This is a genomic window from Pseudomonas sp. MWU12-2020, assembly GCF_023100605.1.
GTDB classification, from domain to species: Bacteria; Pseudomonadota; Gammaproteobacteria; order Pseudomonadales; family Pseudomonadaceae; genus Aquipseudomonas; species Aquipseudomonas fluorescens_H.
In genome coordinates, this window is record NZ_JALMEX010000007.1 from 206,630 (window position 1) to 226,573 (window position 19,944).

The 19,944-nt window shown below is 57.6% G+C and carries 14 protein-coding genes; 9 read left to right on the forward strand and 5 right to left on the reverse strand.

The window, feature by feature from the left end:
- Positions 1–387 precede the first annotated feature (387 nt).
- Positions 388–1,971 carry a peptide chain release factor 3 gene (locus tag M0814_RS17920; protein WP_027610807.1) on the reverse strand — a complete coding sequence of 528 codons (1,584 nt, stop codon included), beginning with the start codon at positions 1,969–1,971 and terminating at the stop codon, positions 388–390.
- A gap of 358 nt (positions 1,972–2,329) precedes the next feature.
- Between M0814_RS17920 and M0814_RS17925 the strand changes: the two genes are divergently transcribed.
- The 5 genes from M0814_RS17925 (at position 2,330) to M0814_RS17945 (ending at position 7,572) form a co-directional block, all read left to right on the forward strand.
- Positions 2,330–3,019 carry an ABC transporter permease gene (locus M0814_RS17925; protein ID WP_177327464.1) on the forward strand — a complete coding sequence of 230 codons (690 nt, stop codon included), beginning with the start codon at positions 2,330–2,332 and terminating at the stop codon, positions 3,017–3,019.
- Between the two features lie 21 nt (positions 3,020–3,040).
- A complete protein-coding gene (locus M0814_RS17930; RefSeq protein WP_103486524.1) occupies positions 3,041–3,934 on the forward strand; it encodes a glycine betaine ABC transporter substrate-binding protein in 894 nt (297 codons plus the stop codon).
- Between the two features lie 12 nt (positions 3,935–3,946).
- Complete coding sequence (locus tag M0814_RS17935; RefSeq protein WP_003221593.1) at positions 3,947–4,600, forward strand: ABC transporter permease; 654 nt, start codon at positions 3,947–3,949, stop codon at positions 4,598–4,600.
- Entirely contained in the window at positions 4,597–5,754 is a 1,158-nt protein-coding gene (locus M0814_RS17940) for an ABC transporter ATP-binding protein (protein WP_003221591.1), read from the forward strand. The genes M0814_RS17935 and M0814_RS17940 overlap by 4 nt, the downstream gene beginning before the upstream one ends.
- 654 nt (positions 5,755–6,408) lie before the next feature.
- Entirely contained in the window at positions 6,409–7,572 is a 1,164-nt protein-coding gene (locus M0814_RS17945; protein WP_003221589.1) for a type III PLP-dependent enzyme, read from the forward strand.
- Positions 7,573–7,614: 42 nt separating this feature from the next.
- Here M0814_RS17945 and M0814_RS17950 read toward each other — a convergent pair whose 3' ends face one another.
- Together M0814_RS17950 and M0814_RS17955 are read right to left on the reverse strand one after the other, a co-directional pair.
- The gene (locus M0814_RS17950; protein WP_146774703.1) at positions 7,615–8,529 is read right to left on the reverse strand and encodes a hypothetical protein; all 915 of its coding nucleotides are present in this window, start codon (positions 8,527–8,529) and stop codon (positions 7,615–7,617) included.
- Positions 8,530–8,544: 15 nt separating this feature from the next.
- Positions 8,545–10,761: an alpha-xenorhabdolysin family binary toxin subunit A gene (locus tag M0814_RS17955; protein ID WP_103486522.1), complete on the reverse strand. Its 2,217-nt coding sequence runs from the start codon at positions 10,759–10,761 to the stop codon at positions 8,545–8,547.
- Positions 10,762–11,068: 307 nt separating this feature from the next.
- On the opposite strand from M0814_RS17955, the gene M0814_RS17960 reads away from it, so the two are divergent.
- Positions 11,069–12,133, forward strand: a complete 1,065-nt coding sequence (locus M0814_RS17960; protein ID WP_103486521.1) for an alpha-xenorhabdolysin family binary toxin subunit A — start codon at positions 11,069–11,071, stop codon at positions 12,131–12,133.
- A gap of 30 nt (positions 12,134–12,163) precedes the next feature.
- Positions 12,164–13,165 (forward strand): alpha-xenorhabdolysin family binary toxin subunit B, encoded by a 1,002-nt coding sequence (locus tag M0814_RS17965; protein ID WP_103486520.1) that lies wholly within the window; start codon positions 12,164–12,166, stop codon positions 13,163–13,165.
- 17 nt (positions 13,166–13,182) lie between these two features.
- Here M0814_RS17965 and M0814_RS17970 read toward each other — a convergent pair whose 3' ends face one another.
- Both M0814_RS17970 and M0814_RS17975 read right to left on the reverse strand, forming a co-directional pair.
- Positions 13,183–13,959 carry a tetratricopeptide repeat protein gene (locus M0814_RS17970; protein WP_103486519.1) on the reverse strand — a complete coding sequence of 259 codons (777 nt, stop codon included), beginning with the start codon at positions 13,957–13,959 and terminating at the stop codon, positions 13,183–13,185.
- Entirely contained in the window at positions 13,956–14,636 is a 681-nt protein-coding gene (locus tag M0814_RS17975; protein WP_103486518.1) for a Fe2+-dependent dioxygenase, read from the reverse strand. The genes M0814_RS17970 and M0814_RS17975 overlap by 4 nt, the downstream gene beginning before the upstream one ends.
- Positions 14,637–14,843: 207 nt before the next feature.
- Here M0814_RS17975 and M0814_RS17980 point away from each other — a divergent pair, with 207 nt between their 5' ends.
- On the forward strand, positions 14,844–17,102 hold the full coding sequence (locus tag M0814_RS17980) for a TonB-dependent siderophore receptor (protein WP_103486517.1): 2,259 nt from the start codon (positions 14,844–14,846) through the stop codon (positions 17,100–17,102).
- Between the two features lie 252 nt (positions 17,103–17,354).
- The gene (locus tag M0814_RS17985) at positions 17,355–19,883 is read left to right on the forward strand and encodes a sulfite reductase flavoprotein subunit alpha (protein ID WP_103486525.1); all 2,529 of its coding nucleotides are present in this window, start codon (positions 17,355–17,357) and stop codon (positions 19,881–19,883) included.
- Positions 19,884–19,944 lie beyond the last annotated feature (61 nt).

The following is a 19,944-nucleotide window of genomic DNA, read 5'->3' on the forward strand; positions in this document are numbered from 1 at the left end:
TCTTGATCCACGGGCGACGTCGGAAGGCTGAGTGGAGGGATTGATCAGGGGGTGGGAGCGTAGCGACCGTTTGGCGCAGCCAAACACAGCGAGAGGAGGTGCAGCGAAGCAAACCGTAGGCGCTGCCCCCGGATCGGTCCCGGAGCGAAGGAACCCCGAGCCCCAGCGAGCGGGCCGAACGCAGGAGCAAGCCTTTTTGGTTACTTTTTCGGCGTCTGGAAAAAGTGACCCGCCGTAAGGGCGGACCCCTAATCCGCCATCACCAAAAAAACGGATATACACCCAAACCACCCGAAGCCTGGTCGGCCCAAAGGCCGCCAAGACAAAGCCCAAAAAAAAGCCCCCAAGGCCTACACCTCAGGGGCTCCAGACAACTCAGCTCAACGCTTAATGATGCTCACGCGTCGCACGGAATTTCACATCCGGCCACCGCTCTTCCATCAACGCCAGGTTAACCCGCGTCGGCGCCAGGTAGGTCAGGTGCCCACCGCCATCCAGTGCGAGGTTCTCCACAGCCTTGTTGGAAAACTCCTCAAGCTTCTTCTTGTCGCTGCATTCAATCCAGCGCGCGGAGTAAACGGTGATCGGCTCATACGAGCACTCAACCTTGTATTCCTCCTTCAAGCGGCTGGCGACCACATCAAACTGCAGCACACCGACGGCGCCAAGAATGATGTCGTTGCTACGCTCCGGGAAGAACACCTGAGTCGCGCCCTCTTCAGCCAGCTGTTGCAGGCCCTGACGCAACTGCTTGGACTTCAACGGATCACGCAAACGCACGCGACGGAACAGTTCCGGGGCGAAGTGCGGGATGCCGGTGAAACCAAGGACTTCGCCTTCGCTGAAGGTGTCGCCGATCTGGATGGTGCCGTGGTTATGCAGACCGATGATGTCGCCGGCGTACGCTTCTTCCAGCTGTTCACGCTCGGAGGAGAAGAACGTCAGGGCGTCGCCGATGCGCACGTCCTTGCCGGTACGCACGTGGCGCATCTTCATGCCTTTCTCGTACTTGCCGGAGCAGATACGCATGAAGGCGATGCGGTCACGGTGTTTCGGGTCCATGTTCGCCTGGATCTTGAAGATGAAGCCCGAGAACTTCTCTTCCACCGGCTCGACGGTGCGCTCGTTGGCGACACGGGCCAGCGGACGCGGTGCCCAATCAACCACAGCATCAAGCACGTGGTCGACACCAAAGTTGCCCAATGCAGTACCGAAGAACACCGGGGTCAGTTGACCGTCGAGGAACTCCTGCTGGTTGAACTCGTGGCAGGCGCCCTGGACCAATTCCAGCTGTTCGAGGAAGCGATCGTACTCGTCGCCCAGGTGCGCGCGCGCCTCGTCGGAGTCGAGTTTCTCGATGATCTTGGTTTCGGTGCGTTCGTGACCGTGACCGGCGGTGTAGACAATGATGTAGTCGTCGGCGAGGTGGTACACGCCCTTGAAGTCGCGGTAGCAACCGATCGGCCAAGTGATCGGCGCAGCCTTGATCTTGAGGACGGCTTCGATCTCGTCGAGCAGTTCGATCGGGTCGCGGATGTCGCGGTCGAGTTTGTTGATGAAGCTGACGATCGGCGTGTCACGCAGACGGCAGACGTCCATCAGCGCGATGGTCCGTGGCTCAACGCCTTTACCGCCGTCGAGCACCATCAGCGCCGAGTCGACCGCCGTCAGGGTGCGGTAGGTGTCTTCGGAGAAGTCTTCGTGGCCCGGGGTGTCGAGCAGGTTGATCATGTGTTCGCGATACGGGAACTGCATGACCGACGTGGTAATGGAAATACCCCGTTGCTTCTCCATCTCCATCCAGTCGGATGTCGCATGGCGATCGGATTTACGGGATTTCACCGTGCCGGCCACTGCAATCGCCTTGCCCATCAACAGGAGCTTTTCGGTGATCGTGGTTTTACCGGCATCGGGGTGGGAAATAATGGCGAAAGTGCGGCGTTTCGCGACTTCGGCGGCCTGGTTGGTCATGGGAAATCGCCTGGCGGTGATTCAAAAAAGGGCCGCGATTATAGCCCAACTCGATGCAATAACCGAACCGTTGAGCACATTAAGGGTGGCCAAATGCTGCCCCGGATGGGAACCTTTTAAAGCACGGAGACGTCCATCCCCTGTTACGACATTTCGTCAGGGGCTGAAAAATCAGCAAGTTAGCCTGACGAGGCTGCGCTCATGGCTCGCTTTCAGACCGCTTTTTGCCGGTGCTGAGGGAGCTGCTTCTCGCGAACGTTTATTCCCGGCAGCCAGGCATGGCATGCCACTCGGGACGGCGTTCGCCGACTACAAGAAAAGGAGTCCGCCTGTGGCTATCCGCTATGGCAAAGGGCTGATGGGAGGTGCGGTGGTTATCGCGCTCCTGGCCCTGCTGGTCCACTGGATCGGCATCAACACGATCGAACACTACCGCGACGATTTGTTGTTTTACCTGCAAGCTCATCTGATTCTCGTCCTCGCTTCAATGCTGGCCGCCCTTGTCGTGGGCATCCCCGCCGGTATCTTCCTCAGTCGCCCGACCATGGTCGGCCGCGCTGAACGCTTCATGCAGATCTTCAATATCGGCAACACCGTGCCACCGCTGGCCGTACTGGCGATTGCCCTGGGGATTCTCGGCATCGGCAGTGGCCCGGCAATCTTCGCTTTGTTCCTCGCCTCCCTGTTGCCGATTGTGCGCAACACCTACGAAGGCCTGAAAAACGTCCAGGGTTCGCTGAAAGAAGCCGCCGTCGGCATCGGCATGACCCCGCGCCAGGTGCTGTGGAAAGTTGAATTGCCCAACGCCGTGCCGATCATCATCGGTGGCGTGCGCGTGGCCCTGGCGATCAACGTCGGCACCGCGCCGCTGGCATTCCTGATCGGCGCCAACAGCCTCGGCAGCCTGATCTTTCCCGGCATCGCCCTGAACAATCAGCCGCAACTGCTGCTCGGCGCCGCGTGCACCGCGCTGCTGGCATTGCTGCTCGATGGCGTGGTCACCCTCGCCAGCCGTCTCTGGCTGGAACGCGGTTTGCGCCCGTCTTAAGGCTCTTGCGAAGGAATATTTATGAAACGATTTAGCTTGATCTTGAGCTGCCTCCTGCTGTTTGCAGGATTGGCCCAAGCCGCCGAAAAACCGGTGATTCGCCTCGGCGCCCGGGTGTTCACCGAGCAGACCCTGCTCGCGGAAATCACCGCGCAATACCTGCGCAGCAAAGGTTACGACGCGCAGATCACCGGCGGTCTGGGCAGCAACCTCGCCCGCAGCGCTCACGAAAGCGGGCAACTGGACATGCTCTGGGAATACACCGGCGTATCGCTGGTGGCCTACAACCATGTCACCGAAAAACTCGACAGCGAACAGTCCTACGCCCGAGTCAAAGAACTCGACGCGAAAAAAGGCCTGGTCTGGCTTACCCCGTCGAAATTCAGCAACACCTACGCCCTCGCCCTGCCGAAAAAAGTCGCCGAGGAGTACCCGCAGATCAACACCATCAGCGACCTGAACAAGGTGTTGCGCGATGAAGCCAAGACTAATCATCTGGTGGCGCTGGACACCGAGTTCGCCAACCGCTCCGACGGTCTCGACGGCATGGTCAAGCTCTACGACATGAACCTCACCCGTAAGAACATCCGGCAGATGGACGCGGGGCTGGTCTACACCGCGCTGCGCAACGGCCAGGTGTTTGCCGGTCTGGTCTACACCACCGACGGCCGCCTGAATGCCTTCGGCCTGAAGTTGCTGGAAGACGACAAGCACTACTTCCCCGACTACACCGCCGCGCCGGTGGTGCGTCAGGCCTACCTTGATGCGCACCCGCAACTGGCCGAGCAACTCAAGCCGCTGGCAGAACTGTTCGATGACGAAACCATGCGCCAGCTCAACGCGCGGGTCGACGTCGATCACGAAAGCCCATCGAAAGTGGCCGCCGACTTTCTGCGCCAGCACCCACTCAACTAAGGAGGAAAAGTCATGGAATTTCTGAACGCCTTTTCCCACCTCGACTGGCAGCAGGTGATGCACCTGACCTGGCAGCACATCACCCTGGTTGGCATCGCGGTAACGCTGGCGATTTTCATTGGTGTGCCGCTGGGCATTCTGATGACGCGCTTCCCGAGCCTCGCCGGTCCCTTGCAGGCCAGCGCCACAGTGCTGCTGACCGTGCCGTCGATTGCGCTGTTCGGCCTGCTGCTGCCGTTCTACTCCAAGTTCGGCCAGGGCCTCGGGCCGATGCCAGCGATCACCGCGGTGTTCCTTTATTCGCTGCTGCCGATCATGCGTAACACCTACCTCGCCCTGACCGGCGTCGAGCCGGGCATCCGTGAAGCCGCACGCGGCATCGGCATGACCTTCGGCCAGCGCCTGCGCATGGTCGAGCTGCCAATTGCGGTGCCGGTGATCCTCGCCGGGGTGCGCACCGCGGTGGTGATGAACATCGGTGTGATGACCATCGCCGCGACCATCGGCGCCGGTGGCCTCGGTGTGCTGATCCTCGCCTCCATCAGCCGCAGCGACATGTCGATGCTGATCGTCGGCGCGCTGCTGGTCAGTCTTCTGGCGATCTTCGCCGACCTTCTCCTGCAGTGGCTGCAACGTACGCTGACTCCAAAAGGACTCCTCAAATGATCGAACTTCAAAACCTCAGCAAGACCTTCCAGAGCAACGGCAAAGATGTCAAAGCCGTGGACTCGGTGAGCCTGACCGTCAATGAAGGCGAAATCTGTGTGTTCCTCGGGCCATCGGGTTGCGGCAAAAGCACCACGCTGAAAATGATCAACCGCCTGATCAAGCCGACCTCGGGCAAGATCCTGATCAACGGCGAAGACACCACCGACCTCGACGAAGTGACCCTGCGCCGCAACATCGGCTACGTGATCCAGCAGATCGGCCTGTTCCCCAACATGACCATCGAAGAGAACATCGTCGTGGTACCGAAACTGCTCGGCTGGGACAAACAGAAATGCCACGACCGCGCCCGCGAACTGATGAGCATGATCAAACTGGAACCCAAACAGTATCTGCACCGCTATCCGCGTGAACTGTCCGGTGGCCAGCAACAGCGCATCGGTGTGATCCGCGCATTGGCCGCCGATGCGCCGCTGTTGCTGATGGACGAACCGTTCGGTGCGGTCGACCCGATCAACCGCGAGATGATCCAGAACGAGTTTTTCGAGATGCAGCGGGCGCTGAACAAGACCGTGATCATGGTCAGCCACGACATCGATGAAGCGATCAAACTCGGCGACAAGATCGCGATTTTCCGCGCCGGCAAACTGCTGCAGATCGACCATCCGGACACCCTGCTCGCGCATCCGGCAGACGATTTTGTCAGCAACTTCGTTGGCCAGGACAGCACCCTCAAGCGTCTGCTGCTGGTGAAGGCTGAAGATGCAGCCGACAACGCGCCATCGGTCAGTCCGGAAACCCCGGTGGCCGATGCGCTGGAATTGATGGACGAACATGACCGCCGCTACGTGGTGGTCACCTGTGCCGAGAACAAGGCGCTGGGTTATGTGCGTCGTCGCGACCTGCATCGCCAGACCGGCACCTGCGCGCAGTATCTGCGCGAGTTCAACGCCACCGCGGCGTACGACGAGCATCTGCGCATCCTGTTGTCGCGCATGTACGAGTTCAACCGTTCGTGGCTACCGGTGATGGATGCCGAGCGGGTGTTCCTGGGAGAGGTGACGCAGGAGTCGATTGCGGCTTACCTGAGCTCGGGGCGTTCGCGCGGGATGAAGACCAATATCGTCTCGCCGGCTGAGGCCGTGGTCGCCTGATCGATTAAAAGGTCGCACATCTAACCTGTGGCGAGGGAGCTTGCTCCCGCTGGGTCGCGCAGCGGCCCCTCTTTTCAAAAAAAGCGGGGGACTGCTTCGCAGTCCAGCGGGAGCAAGCTCCCTCACCACAGGTTTTTCTGTGTTTGCAAAGGCTGGAAAAAAATATCAACACCGAGGTGGGTTCTGACACTGCTAAACCACCCGCCACCTTTATCAAAATCCCCCTCACACCCTCCTCTCGCCGCCAACGTCGCCGATGTTGCGCCTATCGCACTTACCCACGACTTAGCCGACAAAAGCATCGAACGTGCAGGTATTTTTAACACATGAAAATTCTCGGGGAACATCTGTCCGTCATCTCGGTCGGCTACAAAGAGTGATATCCGCGACGTACGTCAGAAGCGTGCAAAAACGCGACATTTTTAGTTGATCTCAGGCCCCTCACGCCCTAAAGTTCGCGCCGAACGTCCATGCTGGAAACGATCCATCCGGCTCAAGTACTGACGACGAGACAGCAAGGCCAAGGGCAGTTACGCCCATGGCCTTTTTGCTTTCGGCGACATGCCTTGGGAAGTAGGCGAACCAAAGTGGGGATACGGAGGGCGTTCATTTGCACCCATTGATTAACTTAGTTTGCCAGTAGGAGTTCCCAGCATGTCGATCCAGGTCGAAGACTATTTCGCGCGCGAAACCTTTCAGAAAATGAAGGCGTTCGCCGACAAACAGGAAACCCCGTTCGTGGTGATCGACACCGCGATGATCAGCCAGGCCTACGATGACCTGCGCGCCGGTTTCGAATTTGCCAAGGTCTACTACGCGGTCAAGGCCAACCCGGCCGTCGAGATCATCGACCTGCTCAAAGAGAAAGGCTCGAGCTTCGACATCGCCTCCATCTATGAGCTGGACAAAGTGCTGAGCCGTGGCGTCAGCCCGGACCAGATCAGCTACGGCAACACCATCAAGAAATCCAAGGACATCCGCTACTTCTTCGAGAAGGGCGTGCGCCTGTACGCCACCGACTCCGAAGCCGACCTGCGCAACATCGCCAAGGCTGCGCCGGGTTCGAAAGTCTATGTGCGTATCCTCACCGAAGGCTCGACCACCGCAGACTGGCCACTGTCGCGCAAGTTCGGCTGCCAGACCGACATGGCCATGGACCTGCTGATCCTCGCCCGTGACCTGGGCCTGGTGCCTTACGGCATCTCGTTCCACGTGGGCTCGCAGCAGCGTGATATCAGCGTCTGGGACGCGGCCATCGCCAAGGTCAAAGTGATCTTCGAACGCCTGAAAGAAGAAGACGGCATTCATCTGAAGCTGATCAACATGGGCGGTGGCTTCCCGGCCAACTACATCACCCGCACCAACAGCCTGGAAACCTACGCCGAAGAGATCATCCGTTTCCTCAAGGAAGACTTCGGTGACGATCTGCCGGAAATCATTCTGGAACCGGGCCGTTCGCTGATTGCCAACGCCGGTATTCTGGTCAGCGAAGTGGTACTGGTTGCACGTAAATCCCGCACCGCCGTCGAGCGTTGGGTGTATACCGATGTGGGCAAGTTCTCCGGCCTTATCGAAACCATGGATGAAGCGATCAAGTTCCCGATCTGGACCGAGAAGAAAGGCGAGATGGAAGAAGTTGTCATCGCCGGCCCAACCTGCGACAGCGCCGACATCATGTACGAGAACTACAAGTACGGTCTGCCGCTGAACCTGGCCATCGGTGATCGTCTGTACTGGCTGTCGACCGGTGCGTACACCACCAGTTACAGCGCCGTCGAATTCAACGGCTTCCCGCCGCTGAAATCGTTCTACGTGTAATCGACACCTCAGAGTAAAAAAGGCCCATTGAATGGGCCTTTTTTATTTTTTCAGCCAGTTTTCGAAGTGCGTCAACATCTGCAAAATCTCATCAGCGCCCTCCAGAGCCGATTCGATCTTGAAATTCAGCAGCCCCATGGTGGTCATATTTTCGGTTTGTGTGAGGGCAGTGCCCAAGCCTCTCGCACGCTCAGATACGTTTCTGAGGAACACGCCCATCTGAATATTCAGCGGTACGAACTCATTGAAGAGTTTAGCGATATCGGCCTGAAACTCGGCAGCCCTGATCGTGGGGTCTGAAGAAGAGTAAGCAATGTCCCAGGGAGGCGTTGTCGCAGAATTCCTGAACAACTCTTGCGCGACAGTCGGTTGTGGATGACAGGCACACGACTGCCAACCCATTATCTTGATAAATGCCGCGTTCAATCCAAATGATGCCTCGCCCAGCATGTCAATCTGGCCCTCAATCGGATTGATTACTCCGCTCAAGCTCCAGAAACAATTACCCAACTGGTGAACCAATCCTCTGGGGCTGGTCGGTGGAGACCGTCCCCAGTCCGTCGAGCGATACAGACTGTAACTTGTTACGTCAACCTGACTGACAGGTGCGCGTTTCGATGTTCTCTGTGTTATTTCCAAAGATTCACCTCCAAACGTATCCAGGTCACTCAAATACCGACTGGTCAAACTCCGCAGGTCTCTAATTCGCTCCCAGCTACCTTGCAGATATTGTTCATAAAAGTTAACGCGGTTCAGGCGCGTATCCCAGGACAGGTCTGCGCGTTGATGACCACTTTTTCGTCGCGCCTCAAATACAACTGGCGTGCTGTCGTAGGTCGGTATCAACAGACCCAGCCAACGGGTATAGCGATTCAGCACCTCGCGCTGCGGCGCCGAAAACTCATAACTCACTGAATTCATATTTCCTGTGCAGGAAGTGGGCGAGGGTTCGCCCACTTCCTCACCTCCTTGTTATTGGGAAATTGATTTCAGAACGTTAACGGCTTCGGCAATCCGGGCAATTGCAGAGTCTGCGCGGCCGTCCACCGGCACCGAAGTGTCCTGGGTAAACTCAGTAGAGAGCAGATCAAAGTAGTTGATCAGGCTGGCAAACTCATTGGCGTACTTCGAACGTTCGTCGTCCTGCTCGTCCAGCGTAGTGACCAGTTCGATACGCCCAACAATCCGAGTGCCATCGTTGAGGTGCCTGCGCAACTGAGCGCGCATTTCAGCTGCTTTGTCGCTGAGTCGACGGTACGCAGCCAGCATGTTGAGATAAGAAATCGCCTCACCAATACCAGAAATCAATTTTTTCAGGGTATCAATAGCTAACATGGCGATTTGAACTTGCGGAGGCGCCAGACCCAACGCCTTCAGATTTTCAAGCGATAACTGGGCTTCCTGGCCAATTTTTTCGATACCCGCCTTGGTGATCAGATCAATCGCATCGGAAATAGACTTTATCTCAGCAGTGAAGGCTGCAATTTTCTCTTCGGATTGGGTCTTGAGTTCCTCGTTACTGACACGCTCTTCTTCCAGCTTGACGATCCACTCCGCCGACGCCTTGCGGTCATAGACTGCGCCAATGCTGTTGTGGATATTTTTCAAGTCTCGAGTTTGCGCAGAGACTTTAGCGAAAATATCTTTCAGCTCCACCTCCATGTCCTCGCGCACCTCTTCCGCATCCTCCGGAGAACTCAATTCTTCCTGATAGGATTTTAAATTCCTCTCGGACAGCACCAGACTGATGCTTAGTCTCTGCGCCTTATCGCGCAATTCAAAAGTTGCCTTATTCAAAGCCAGTGCCACACCGTTCATGGCCCCGACAGTGCCGGGCATGTAATCGAATTGCTCAAAGAGCATTTGCGCAGTAGTGTTCAGTTGCTGCACGGACGCATTGTGTTCGCGCAGTTTTTGCATATTGAACGCTGGTTCTGCAGCATTGATCGAAAAATTTTGCATTGCAGCTCTACTCCGAATCGCGACATTATTGTTTTGGTATTCTTTATCGGCTTCCGCAAACACCGCCAACAACTGATCGGCCTTGGATTGTATTTGCTCCCACGGAGCGATGATTTGAATTATCTGATTCTTGAAAGCGCGCAACGTCACGGACTCGTCGATTTCATTGACTTTATTAATAGAGGCAATGACATAATCACCGAGCGCGTTCCAAACCAGCATGAGGTTTTGGGTTGCTACATCGGCCTCGATCGCAACGTAACTAAGGTTTTGCACATCATCACGAACTTTATTCAGCGAACTCAGCGTCTGGTTCTTGCTGGCCATTTTTTGATTATCGGCCTGCTGCAGTTGCTTCAACGCATTACGTTCACGGCGTATTTTTTCAGCTTTGACACCCTGATAGATAGCCATGACCAGTCCACCAATGTTAAGACCCGCCGCATCTCTGATCGCATCTTGAACCAACTTTTCATATTGTTTGTTCAGCTCATCAATCTCAGCGGAACGCTGATCCATTTGACCTTGCAACTCTTTGATATCAGATGCGTACGTATTCCTGGAAACGAACTCCAGTCGCAGCTTGATTTCCGGCAGAACAGACTCTCGCATATCGGTGCCGAAACGATCCAGTTCCCCGCGTACGTGTTCGGCTTTTTGATGACAAAGCCTGATTGCTGACAGCAAGTCATTCAAATAACTTCGAATATCGGCGATATCGCCAGGGGCAAGATCAAGATCTGGTAGCCCTGGCATTTGCCGTTGAAGCTTCAGATATTGTTCAACAGTAGTAATATCATGCTCTTCCAGATATTTAGAAGCCCTCAGATCGTTATACACTTCAACAATGGCATCACCCGTTCCGATGATGCTGCCAGCAAATATCTTCAGATCATTTCCCGTCAGCATTATTTTCTCGCGCAGAGGCGACCAGCGTCGAGCATGCTGATAGGTCGTGGTAAAAGTTCGCAAAAAATCCCGAGCAGTGCGTCCCACACCACCGTCATCACCGGATCCATAGTTAAGATAGGCAATGACGTCGTCCAATTGAATCGGCAGGGACAAGCCTAGCGCCTCATACCTCCTCAAATTGTTTATTTGCTCTTTGGTCACATGGAGACCGGTGTCCCGATTGTATTCTTCGCCCTCACCCAACGAAGCGTTCACAAAAAGCAATGGGGCTTTCGCGGCGGCCTCAACCATCTTGTCATTTAAATTCTGTTCCATCGGAGACTCCTTGTCTTCTTCGGATATTAATATTGATTATTCACTTATAGCGTTGGCGCGCTCATCCGGAGCGCAATCAAATCAACGCCACCCCTCAACTTAGATCGACAAAACCAGCGCATGCAACCAATCAAATATTAAAATTGAATACACAAACATCGTCTTGCGACTGACAACCAGCCACCCATGCAAAAAATTACAAAAAACGACAAATCATAACCAACAACAAGTCACAATCAATACATGTACTCAACAGCAAATCCGGATTTAACCTAAGGACTCAAACAACACTTCAAAGGAATTGAAAGTGCAACCCATCTCAAAACCGCTCATCACCAAAGATGACATTCGAAAAATAAAAAACTACATTTCCGCCGCCAAGGCATTGCCGCGCGATATCGAAGATGTCGAAAGGCAATTGAAAACAAAACGCACCGACATCATCGGTCTGGAGTTAACCGACATTGTCGAACTCAATCACACGATGATTAACAATGCCAATTCCTGGACAGATATCGAATATTCGATGAGGCACGTGGCCGGCAGCCTCGCTACCTTCTCGGAAGACCTGGAAAGTTTCGGTCAGGACATTATCGACGCGATCGTGACCATGCCGGGCTACATCAACTTCATTGGCACTATCAACTCGCTGAGTGAAGAAGAGATAAACAGTCTGCCGCCGCTGGAAATCGGTCGGGAAGAAAAGAACCGATTCGGTTCCATCCAGGAATCACTGGCGTTCATTGCACGGTCGATCGAGGACAAAAAGCTCAGCAGCCGGGACATCAATGAGCGCCTGAAATACTTCAAGGCGGAGCTCAACGACAAGGTCGCCGTCAGAATTGGCGAAAAACTGAAACTGGCCGGCGATGCGCAAATCAACCGACAGCTTACCGAGTTGAATGCCGCCATTGATCTTGCCGAGCAGCGTATTGCCGAGAAGACCAGAGAGTCCAATGCTGATTTTTTCGACTACATCTTCGGCACCATCGTGGTTTACACCGGTGGCGGACCCGCCTGGCATCGGCACGTCAACCTGGAGCAGGCAATCCACTTGCGTCCGCTGATCGAGCAACGAGATTTGCTGGCCGAGCAGGTCAAGCAAAAAAACATTCTTGCCGGCACGCTCATGGAGTTTCAGTCGAGCTTGAGCAGTATGTCGATCTATGTCGAGGGCGCCGTCAATAGCACCTCACAACTTGAGCAGCTGTGGAGCGAAATTACTCAGTACATCAACGCCTCGCAAAACACAGTAATGGGCATGCATGAATTCCTGACCCTCAGAACTTTTGTCGCGAGTTTCAAGGTTGTTCTCAAGAACTGGAAAACCGTCCAGAACAACTCGAACCTGCTTATCAGCGCTTTCGACTAACGCCATCCATCCAAGCGAGAATAATTTCCCATGACAACCATTGCTTACGCCCTGCCCGATCTTGGCCGCCTTAACGAAAGCCGCGAGGCGATTCGTTACCAGGCGATCATCGGCTCCGCCAATCTGTACATCAAAGCCCTGAGCGATGAATTGCTCAGCTTGAATACCGCCATCAGCGATCTGGATCTCGTGGCTGCCAACGCCATCACCACGGCAATCTCTGTACTGGAGACAGACGAACTGAGCGAGAACCTGCAGGCCCTGGCCAGCCTCGGCGAGGCTGAATCCACCCCTCAGGCTGCAAACGCACGCAAGCTTTATTCGCAGGCTGTTACAGGATTGATCAGGCTGTGTATCGATCAAATGACCACGCTGCACTTGTCACTGCACAACGGTGTATTCGGTGTGCAGAGCATCGCCATCAGCAACAACCGTTTCCGACTCGAGGAACTGGCCACCGCCAAAGTCGATCTGGACCGTGAATACATCGCCGAGAAAATCCCGCTGGCTCAATTGAAAGACGATGAGGCGGTTCTGAATCTGGCCATTGCGGAGTTTGAAAAACTGACAGTCATCGACCGAATCAAACCGCTGTTCGAGCAACTCAAGGCGATGTTCAGCGGCAAACCCAAAAGCCCCGAAGCCCTGGCGCTGGAAGCTGGACTGCTCGTCGCCACCAAGTTTCTTGACGAAGGCAACGAGTTGATCAAATACAAGGACCTGCTCAGAGCGCGACAGATCCTGCAGACGCGCCTCGACCAGCGCGAGGAGCGTGTGGCCTCGCTGGCCAAACAGCTGCGGGACAACGATGACAAGAGCCGTCAGTTGACTGACACTCAGAAGGTCCTGCCCCACCGGCAAACCTATGTCAGCGAAACCGGCAAATTGACCGAAGCGCTGTCAGCGTTTCTCAGTGCTGTCACTGCTTCACCCAACGACAATATCCTGCTGCGCGGCGAGCGAGTGCTCGAGCACAGCCAGGCCCTGCGCAATTATCTGTATCCGCTGCAGGGACGCTGGTTGCGTGGCTGATTGATCGCGCCTGCCTTTCACGCCTGATGAAGGGCAGGCGCTCCGCCAGCGAGGACCGACAAACGCTGGCGGTACGCCTCGCCCATGGCGCGCATCTGCGGATGCGCGGACGTCAGCAGCGACTCGCTGCTGACCTGTAAGAATTTCATGTTGCCGATCACCAGGGCTTTCTCAAGCCATTGCAATGCGTCATCGAGGCGCCCTGCTTCCGCCAGGATCGCGGCATGACTGAACTGCCCACGAAAATCCCCGGCCTCGGCCGAACGTCGATACCAGTCGTGCGCTGCTGCCGGATCGGCCTGGCAGGCCTGGCCCTCTTCCAGATAACGTCCCAGCAGGTTCATCGATTTGGCGTGGCCGGCTTCGGCGGCACGCTGATACAGCGCCAGCGCCTGAGCATGATCCACCGCCACACCACGCCCGGTCGCGAGCAGATTGGCCAGGTTGTACATCGCCCAGTCCAGGCCGGCATCCGCGGCCATTCGATAATGCTGCGCGGCACTCGCCGCATCCACCGCACAGCCCCAGCCATGTTCATGGCAGCGACCGAGCATGTTGCGCGCCATTAAATGCCCCTGGCCGGCAGCGATAGCAAACCAGCGTAGCGCCAACGGTTGATCCTGAGCGATGCCACGGCCGTCGAGCAGGATCTGCCCGAGCAGTGCCTGCGCTTCGACAATGCCCTGACCGGCCGCGAGCAGAATCGCCTGCGCGGCACGGGCCGGACTTTCTTCGAGCATGGCGCTGAGCTGTGCACCGTCGAGCACTTCCTCGCGCCGCAGTTGAAAACTCATACCTCTACCCAGCGCCGCAGCAGATTGTGATAGGTGCCGGTGAGGCGGATCAGCGACGGGTGATCGGGCATGTCTTGAGTCAGTTGCTGGATCGCCCCGTCCATCTCGAACAGCAAGGCGCGCTGGCTGTCTTCGCGTACCAGACTTTGCGTCCAGAAGAACGACGCATAACGCGTACCGCGCGTGACGGCATTGACCTTGTGCAGGCTGGTGCCGGGGTACAGCACCATGTCGCCGGCGGGCAGTTTCACCCGCTGGGTACCGAAGGTGTCCTGGATCTCCAGCTCGCCACCGTCGTAGTCCTCGGGCTCGCTGAAAAACAGCGTGGCCGAGAGATCGGTGCGCACCCGTTCGATGCTGCCCTTGGGCTGGCGTACAGCGTTGTCGATGTGAAAATCGAAACTGCCGCCCGCCGTGTAGCAGTTGAGTAACGGCGGGAATACTTTGTGCGGCAGCGCGGCAGACATGAACAGTGGGTTTTTCCACAGCCGTTCGAGCATCGCCGCACCGACTTCCTTGGCCAGTGGATGACCTTCAGGCAGTTGCAGATTGTGCTTGGCCTTGGCCGACTGATAACCGGCGGTGATCTTGCCATCGGCCCAGTCAGCCTGCTCCAGCGCCTCGCGGATGCGCTGCACTTCGTCTTTGGCGAACAGGCCGGGAATGTGCAGCAGCATGACGAACGTACCTGATGGCAAAGGGGTGCCAATGGTATTGATTCTTATTGACCGTGTAAAACCCGTGTGACGAATGAATCGGCAAAAACCGTAAGGTCAAACTGTAAAGAATGTAAATTCGTCGCGAATAACAATATTTCGCAATTGATACGAATACCTGTTTACCCTATATTCCGCCGCCTCAAATCCTTGGGGAGGGGAATAAAAATGTCACGTCAACACGCACAATTGCCGGTCAGTTCACCACGTCTGCTGGCGTCGGCCATTGGTGTCGCCATTACTGCCGGTTCCGCTGGGCACATGGTATTTGCAGCCCAGCTAACCGATGAAAAAGCCTCTGGCAATGCGATTGCACTGGATGCCACCAGCGTTGTTGGCGAGCAGCAGGACACCTCCTACAAAACCGATGCATCGCAATCGAAGAAATACACTGCACCGCTGCGCGAAACGCCAAAAAGCGTGACCGTCATCCCGCAGCAGGTTATCCGTGACACCGGCGCCACCAGCCTGGTCGACGCGCTGCGTACGACGCCCGGCATCACCTTCGGTGCCGGCGAAGGCGGCAACCCGGCCGGTGACCGCCCAATCATTCGTGGCTTCAATGCCGAAAGCGACGTGTTCATCGACGGCATGCGCGACCCGGCCTCGCAAAGTCGCGAAATCTTCGACGTGGAATCGGTCGAAGTCAGCAAGGGCCCAGGCTCGGCCTTCACCGGCGCCGGCTCCACCGGTGGCAGCCTGAACCTGGTGAGCAAGACCGCCAAACTGGGCAGTTTCTACAACGGTGGTTTCACCTGGGGTTCAGACCAGACCAAACGCACCACGCTCGACCTGAACCAGCAGATGACCGACACCTCGGCCTTCCGCCTGAACCTGATGAAGCATGAAGCCAACGTTGCCGGACGTGATGGCGTGGACGTCAGCCGCTGGGGCGTGGCGCCGACCTTCTCGTTCGGCCTGGGTACCGATACCCGGGTAATCGTCGGTTACTATCACAACGAAACCGACGACATTCCGGACTACGGCATCCCGCTGACCTCCAGTTCGAATCGCAGCAAATACCACGTCGACAAACCGGCCAACGTCAACCGCGACAACTTCTACGGCCTCACCAGCCGTGACTATCGCCAGACCAGCGACGACAGCGGCACCTTCAAGATCGAACACGACCTGAACGATGACCTGACCGTCTCCAACAGCTTCCGCATGTCGCGCTCGACCTTGGACTACATCGTCAGCAACCCGGACGACAGCAAGGGTAACGTGGCCAATGGCAGCGTCTATCGTGGCGCCAAGAGCCGCAACTCGACGTCCAGCGGCTGGGTCAACCAGACCGACCTGAGCGCCAAATTCAACACGGCCGGCATCGAACACAGTCTGGTCACCGGGCTGGAGTTCTCCTATCAGGACACCCACAACCGGCCGTACGTCCTGACCTCGTCCGCCAGCGGCACCACGTGCAACGCTGCGCTGTTCCGCTCCGGCGACTGCACCAACCTGTACAAGCCCACCCCTGGGGATAATTGGGCGGGCAAAATCACTGACAGTGCCGCATACACCGATACCGACACCAAAACCGCAGCGGCCTACGTGTTCGACACCCTGAAGTTCAACGAGCAATGGTCGTTGAACCTGGGCCTGCGCTACGACAACTATCAGACCGAATCCAGCGGTTACAGCACCGGCGGTCGCGGCGCGGTGGCGGGCAACTTCTCCCGCGAGAACACCAGCGACCTGCTCAACTACCAGATCGGCGTGGTCTACAACCCGCTGCCTAATGGCAGTGTCTACGCGGCCTACTCCACCTCCAGCAACCCGGCCGGCGAAACCAGCGGCAACGGCAGCCTGGAACTGGCGGCGAACAACAGCGACCTGGACCCGGAAAAAAACCGCAACTACGAGATCGGCACCAAGTGGGACTTCTTCGGTGACGACCTGTCGCTGACCGCTGCGCTGTTCCGCACCGAGAAAACCAACGCACGCATCGACGATCCGGACGGCGCCACCACCCAGGTGCTCGACGGCGAGCAGGTCGTCAATGGTCTGGAACTGACCTACAGCGGCAAGCTGACACGCAACTGGAAAGTCTTCGGCGGCTACACCTACATGGACAGCGAAGTGGTCAAGACCACGCTCGCCGCCGACAAAGGCAACCACATGCCGAGCACACCGCGAAACAACTTCACGCTGTGGTCGACCTATGACCTGATCCCGGAAAAACTGACCATTGGCGGCGGCGCCACCTTCGTCGACTCGCAGTTCGGCAACGTCGCCAACTCGGTGGAGATCCCGTCCTACTGGCGCTACGACGCCATGGCCAGCTATGCCCTGACCAAGAACGTCGACCTGCAACTCAACGTGCAGAACCTGACCGACAAGCGTTATTTCGACCAGGTGTTCCAGACCCACTACGCCCACGTGGCGGCGGGTCGGACAGCATTGCTGAGTGCCAACTTCCACTTCTGACCAACGCTGTAAATGTGGGAGAACCTGTAGGAGTGCGCCTGCTCGCGATGAGGTCGTGTCTGCCAGCGAATGGATTGACTGATCCACCGCTATCGCGAGCAGGCTCACTCCTGCAAAGGTATGCGCCACAAGATCATGGCCCCGTTCATTCCATTGAACGGGGCCTTTGTGCGTAATGAAGAACGCTTCTCGACAACCCACGGCATAATGCGCGCCGTGATGACAATTTTTCGAACGGACAAGGCGAGCGACGTGTTGAAGAAAACCCTGTTCCAGTTGCACTGGTTTTTCGGCATCACTGCCGGGCTGGTGCTGGCCCTGATGGGCATTACCGGTGCCGCCTATTCGTTCCAGGACGAAATCCTGCGGGCGCTGAACCCGTCGGTGTTGCAGGTGGAAAAACAGGTCGCTGGCGTCCTGCCTCCGGTCGAGTTGGTGGAGCACATCGAAGCGAACTCCGGCAAGAAAGTCGGGATGCTCTGGGTCGAGACCGACAGCGGCAACGCGGCGCGCGTCTACTTCACCCCGCCCAAAGGCGAACGCCGTGGCGAGATGCGCTACTTCGATCCCTACACCGGCGAGTTCATGGGCGACGCGGTGGGCCAGGACTTCTTCGGCCTGATGCTGCAACTGCACCGTTTCCTCGCCATGGGCGATACTGGACGCAACATCACCGGCGCCTGCACCCTGATCCTGTTGTTCTTCTGCCTGTCCGGGCTGTACCTGCGCTGGCCGCGACAGTGGAACAGCTGGCGCGTGTGGCTGACCCTCGACTGGAAGAAAAAGGGCCGCAGCTTCAACTGGGACCTGCACTCGGTGGCCGGCACCTGGTGTTTGCTGGTGTATCTGCTGCTGGCCTTGACCGGGTTGTCGTGGTCCTACGAGTGGTACAACAAGGGCCTGACCAAACTGCTTTCCGACGCGCCGCAAAACGAGCGCGTGCGCGGTGGTCGCGGCCCGGCGCCGGAAGGTCCGGCTCCGACCGCCGATTACGCGGCAATGTGGAGCAGCATCTACAGCGCCGCGGGCCCGGGTTTGTCGGCCTACAACATCCGCATGCCGCCAGTGGCCGGGCAACCGGCGACCGTGTTCTATCTGCTCGACAGCTCGCCGCATGATCGCGCGCTGAACCAGATCACCCTCGACCCGGCCACCGGCATCGTCAAACGCGTTGATCGCTACGCCGACAAGAGCTTCAAGGCGCAGCTGTTGACCAGCATTTACGCGCTGCACGTCGGCAGCTATTTCGGCCTCGTCGGACGTATCATCATCACCCTCGCCGCCGTGTGCATGCCGCTGTTTTTCATCACTGGCTGGCTGCTGTATCTGGATCGCCGACGCAAGAAAAAGCAGATTCAGGACGCGCGCAAAGGTCTTGAACAACCAACCGGCAATGCCTCTGGATGGCTGATCGGTTTTGCCAGCCAAAGTGGTTTTGCCGAACAACTGGCCTGGCAGACCGCCGGGCAACTGCAAGCCGCCGGGTTGCCGGTGAAGGTGCAGCCGCTGGCGAATGTCAGCGCAGAGGATCTGCGCGAATCGAACCACGCGCTGTTCGTGGTCAGCACCTTCGGCGACGGCGAAGCACCGGACAGCGCGCGCGGTTTCGAGCGCAAAGTGCTGCGCAACGCCGCGCACATCGATGGCCTGAACTACGCGGTGCTGGGACTCGGCGACCGTCAGTACGCGCACTTCTGCGGCTTCGCCCGACGCCTGCATCAGTGGCTCGGCGAACACGGCGGCAAGACCCTGTTCGCCCCGGTCGAAGTCGACAACGGCGATCCGTACGCCCTGCGTCACTGGCAGACTCAACTCGGCCTGATCACCGGACAAGCGCCGGTCGACACCTGGCAAGCGCCGAGCTACGACAACTGGACACTGCTGCGCCGCGAACTGATGAACCCGGACAGCAGCGGTTCGCCGGTGTACCTGTTGGGCCTGAAGGCGCCGAGCACCAGCAGCTGGCTGGCCGGCGATCTGGTGGAAGTGCTGCCGCGCAACTGTGCGTGGGCGATCGAGCACTTCCTCGACGGCCTCGGCATTCGTGGCGAAACACCCGTGAAGATCAACGGCCTCGAAGAACCGCTGGAAGTCGCCCTCGCCAGCCGCCAGTTGCCGGAACATCGTGCGCATCTGGTCGGCCTGCATGCGCAGGCGCTGGTGGATGCGATGGTGCCGCTGGCGATGCGCGAATACTCGATCGCCTCGATTGCCGCCGACGGCGTGCTGGAACTGATCGTGCGTCAGGAACAACACGCCGATGGCAGCCTGGGCATCGCTTCCGGCTGGCTGACCGAGCATGCGCCGGTTGGCGGCAGCATCAGCCTGCGCGTGCGGCGCAACAGCGGGTTCCATCTGCCGAATGAACCGCTGCCGATGATTCTGCTGGGCAACGGCACCGGCCTCGCCGGGCTGCGCAGCCTGCTCAAGGCGCGCATCGCCGACGGTCAGCAGCGCCACTGGCTGCTGTTTGGCGAGCGCAATCGCGAGCATGATTTCCTCTGCCGGGCGGAGCTGGAAGAGTGGCTGATCAATGGCGATCTGGCGCGCCTGGACCTGGCGTTTTCACGGGATCAGGCGCAAAAGATTTACGTCCAGGATCGCCTGCGCGAATCCGCTGACGAGCTGAAAAAGTGGCTGGCTGACGGTGCGGTGATCTACATCTGCGGCAGCCTGCAGGGTATGGCCTCTGGCGTCGATCAAGTGCTCAACGACGTGTTGGGTGCAGCCGAAGTCGAGCGCCTGATCGAACAGGGCCGTTACCGCCGCGACGTGTACTGACACCCATCATTCCCCTGTGGGAGCGGGCTTGCTCGCGAAGGCAGCGTGCCAGTCGATATCA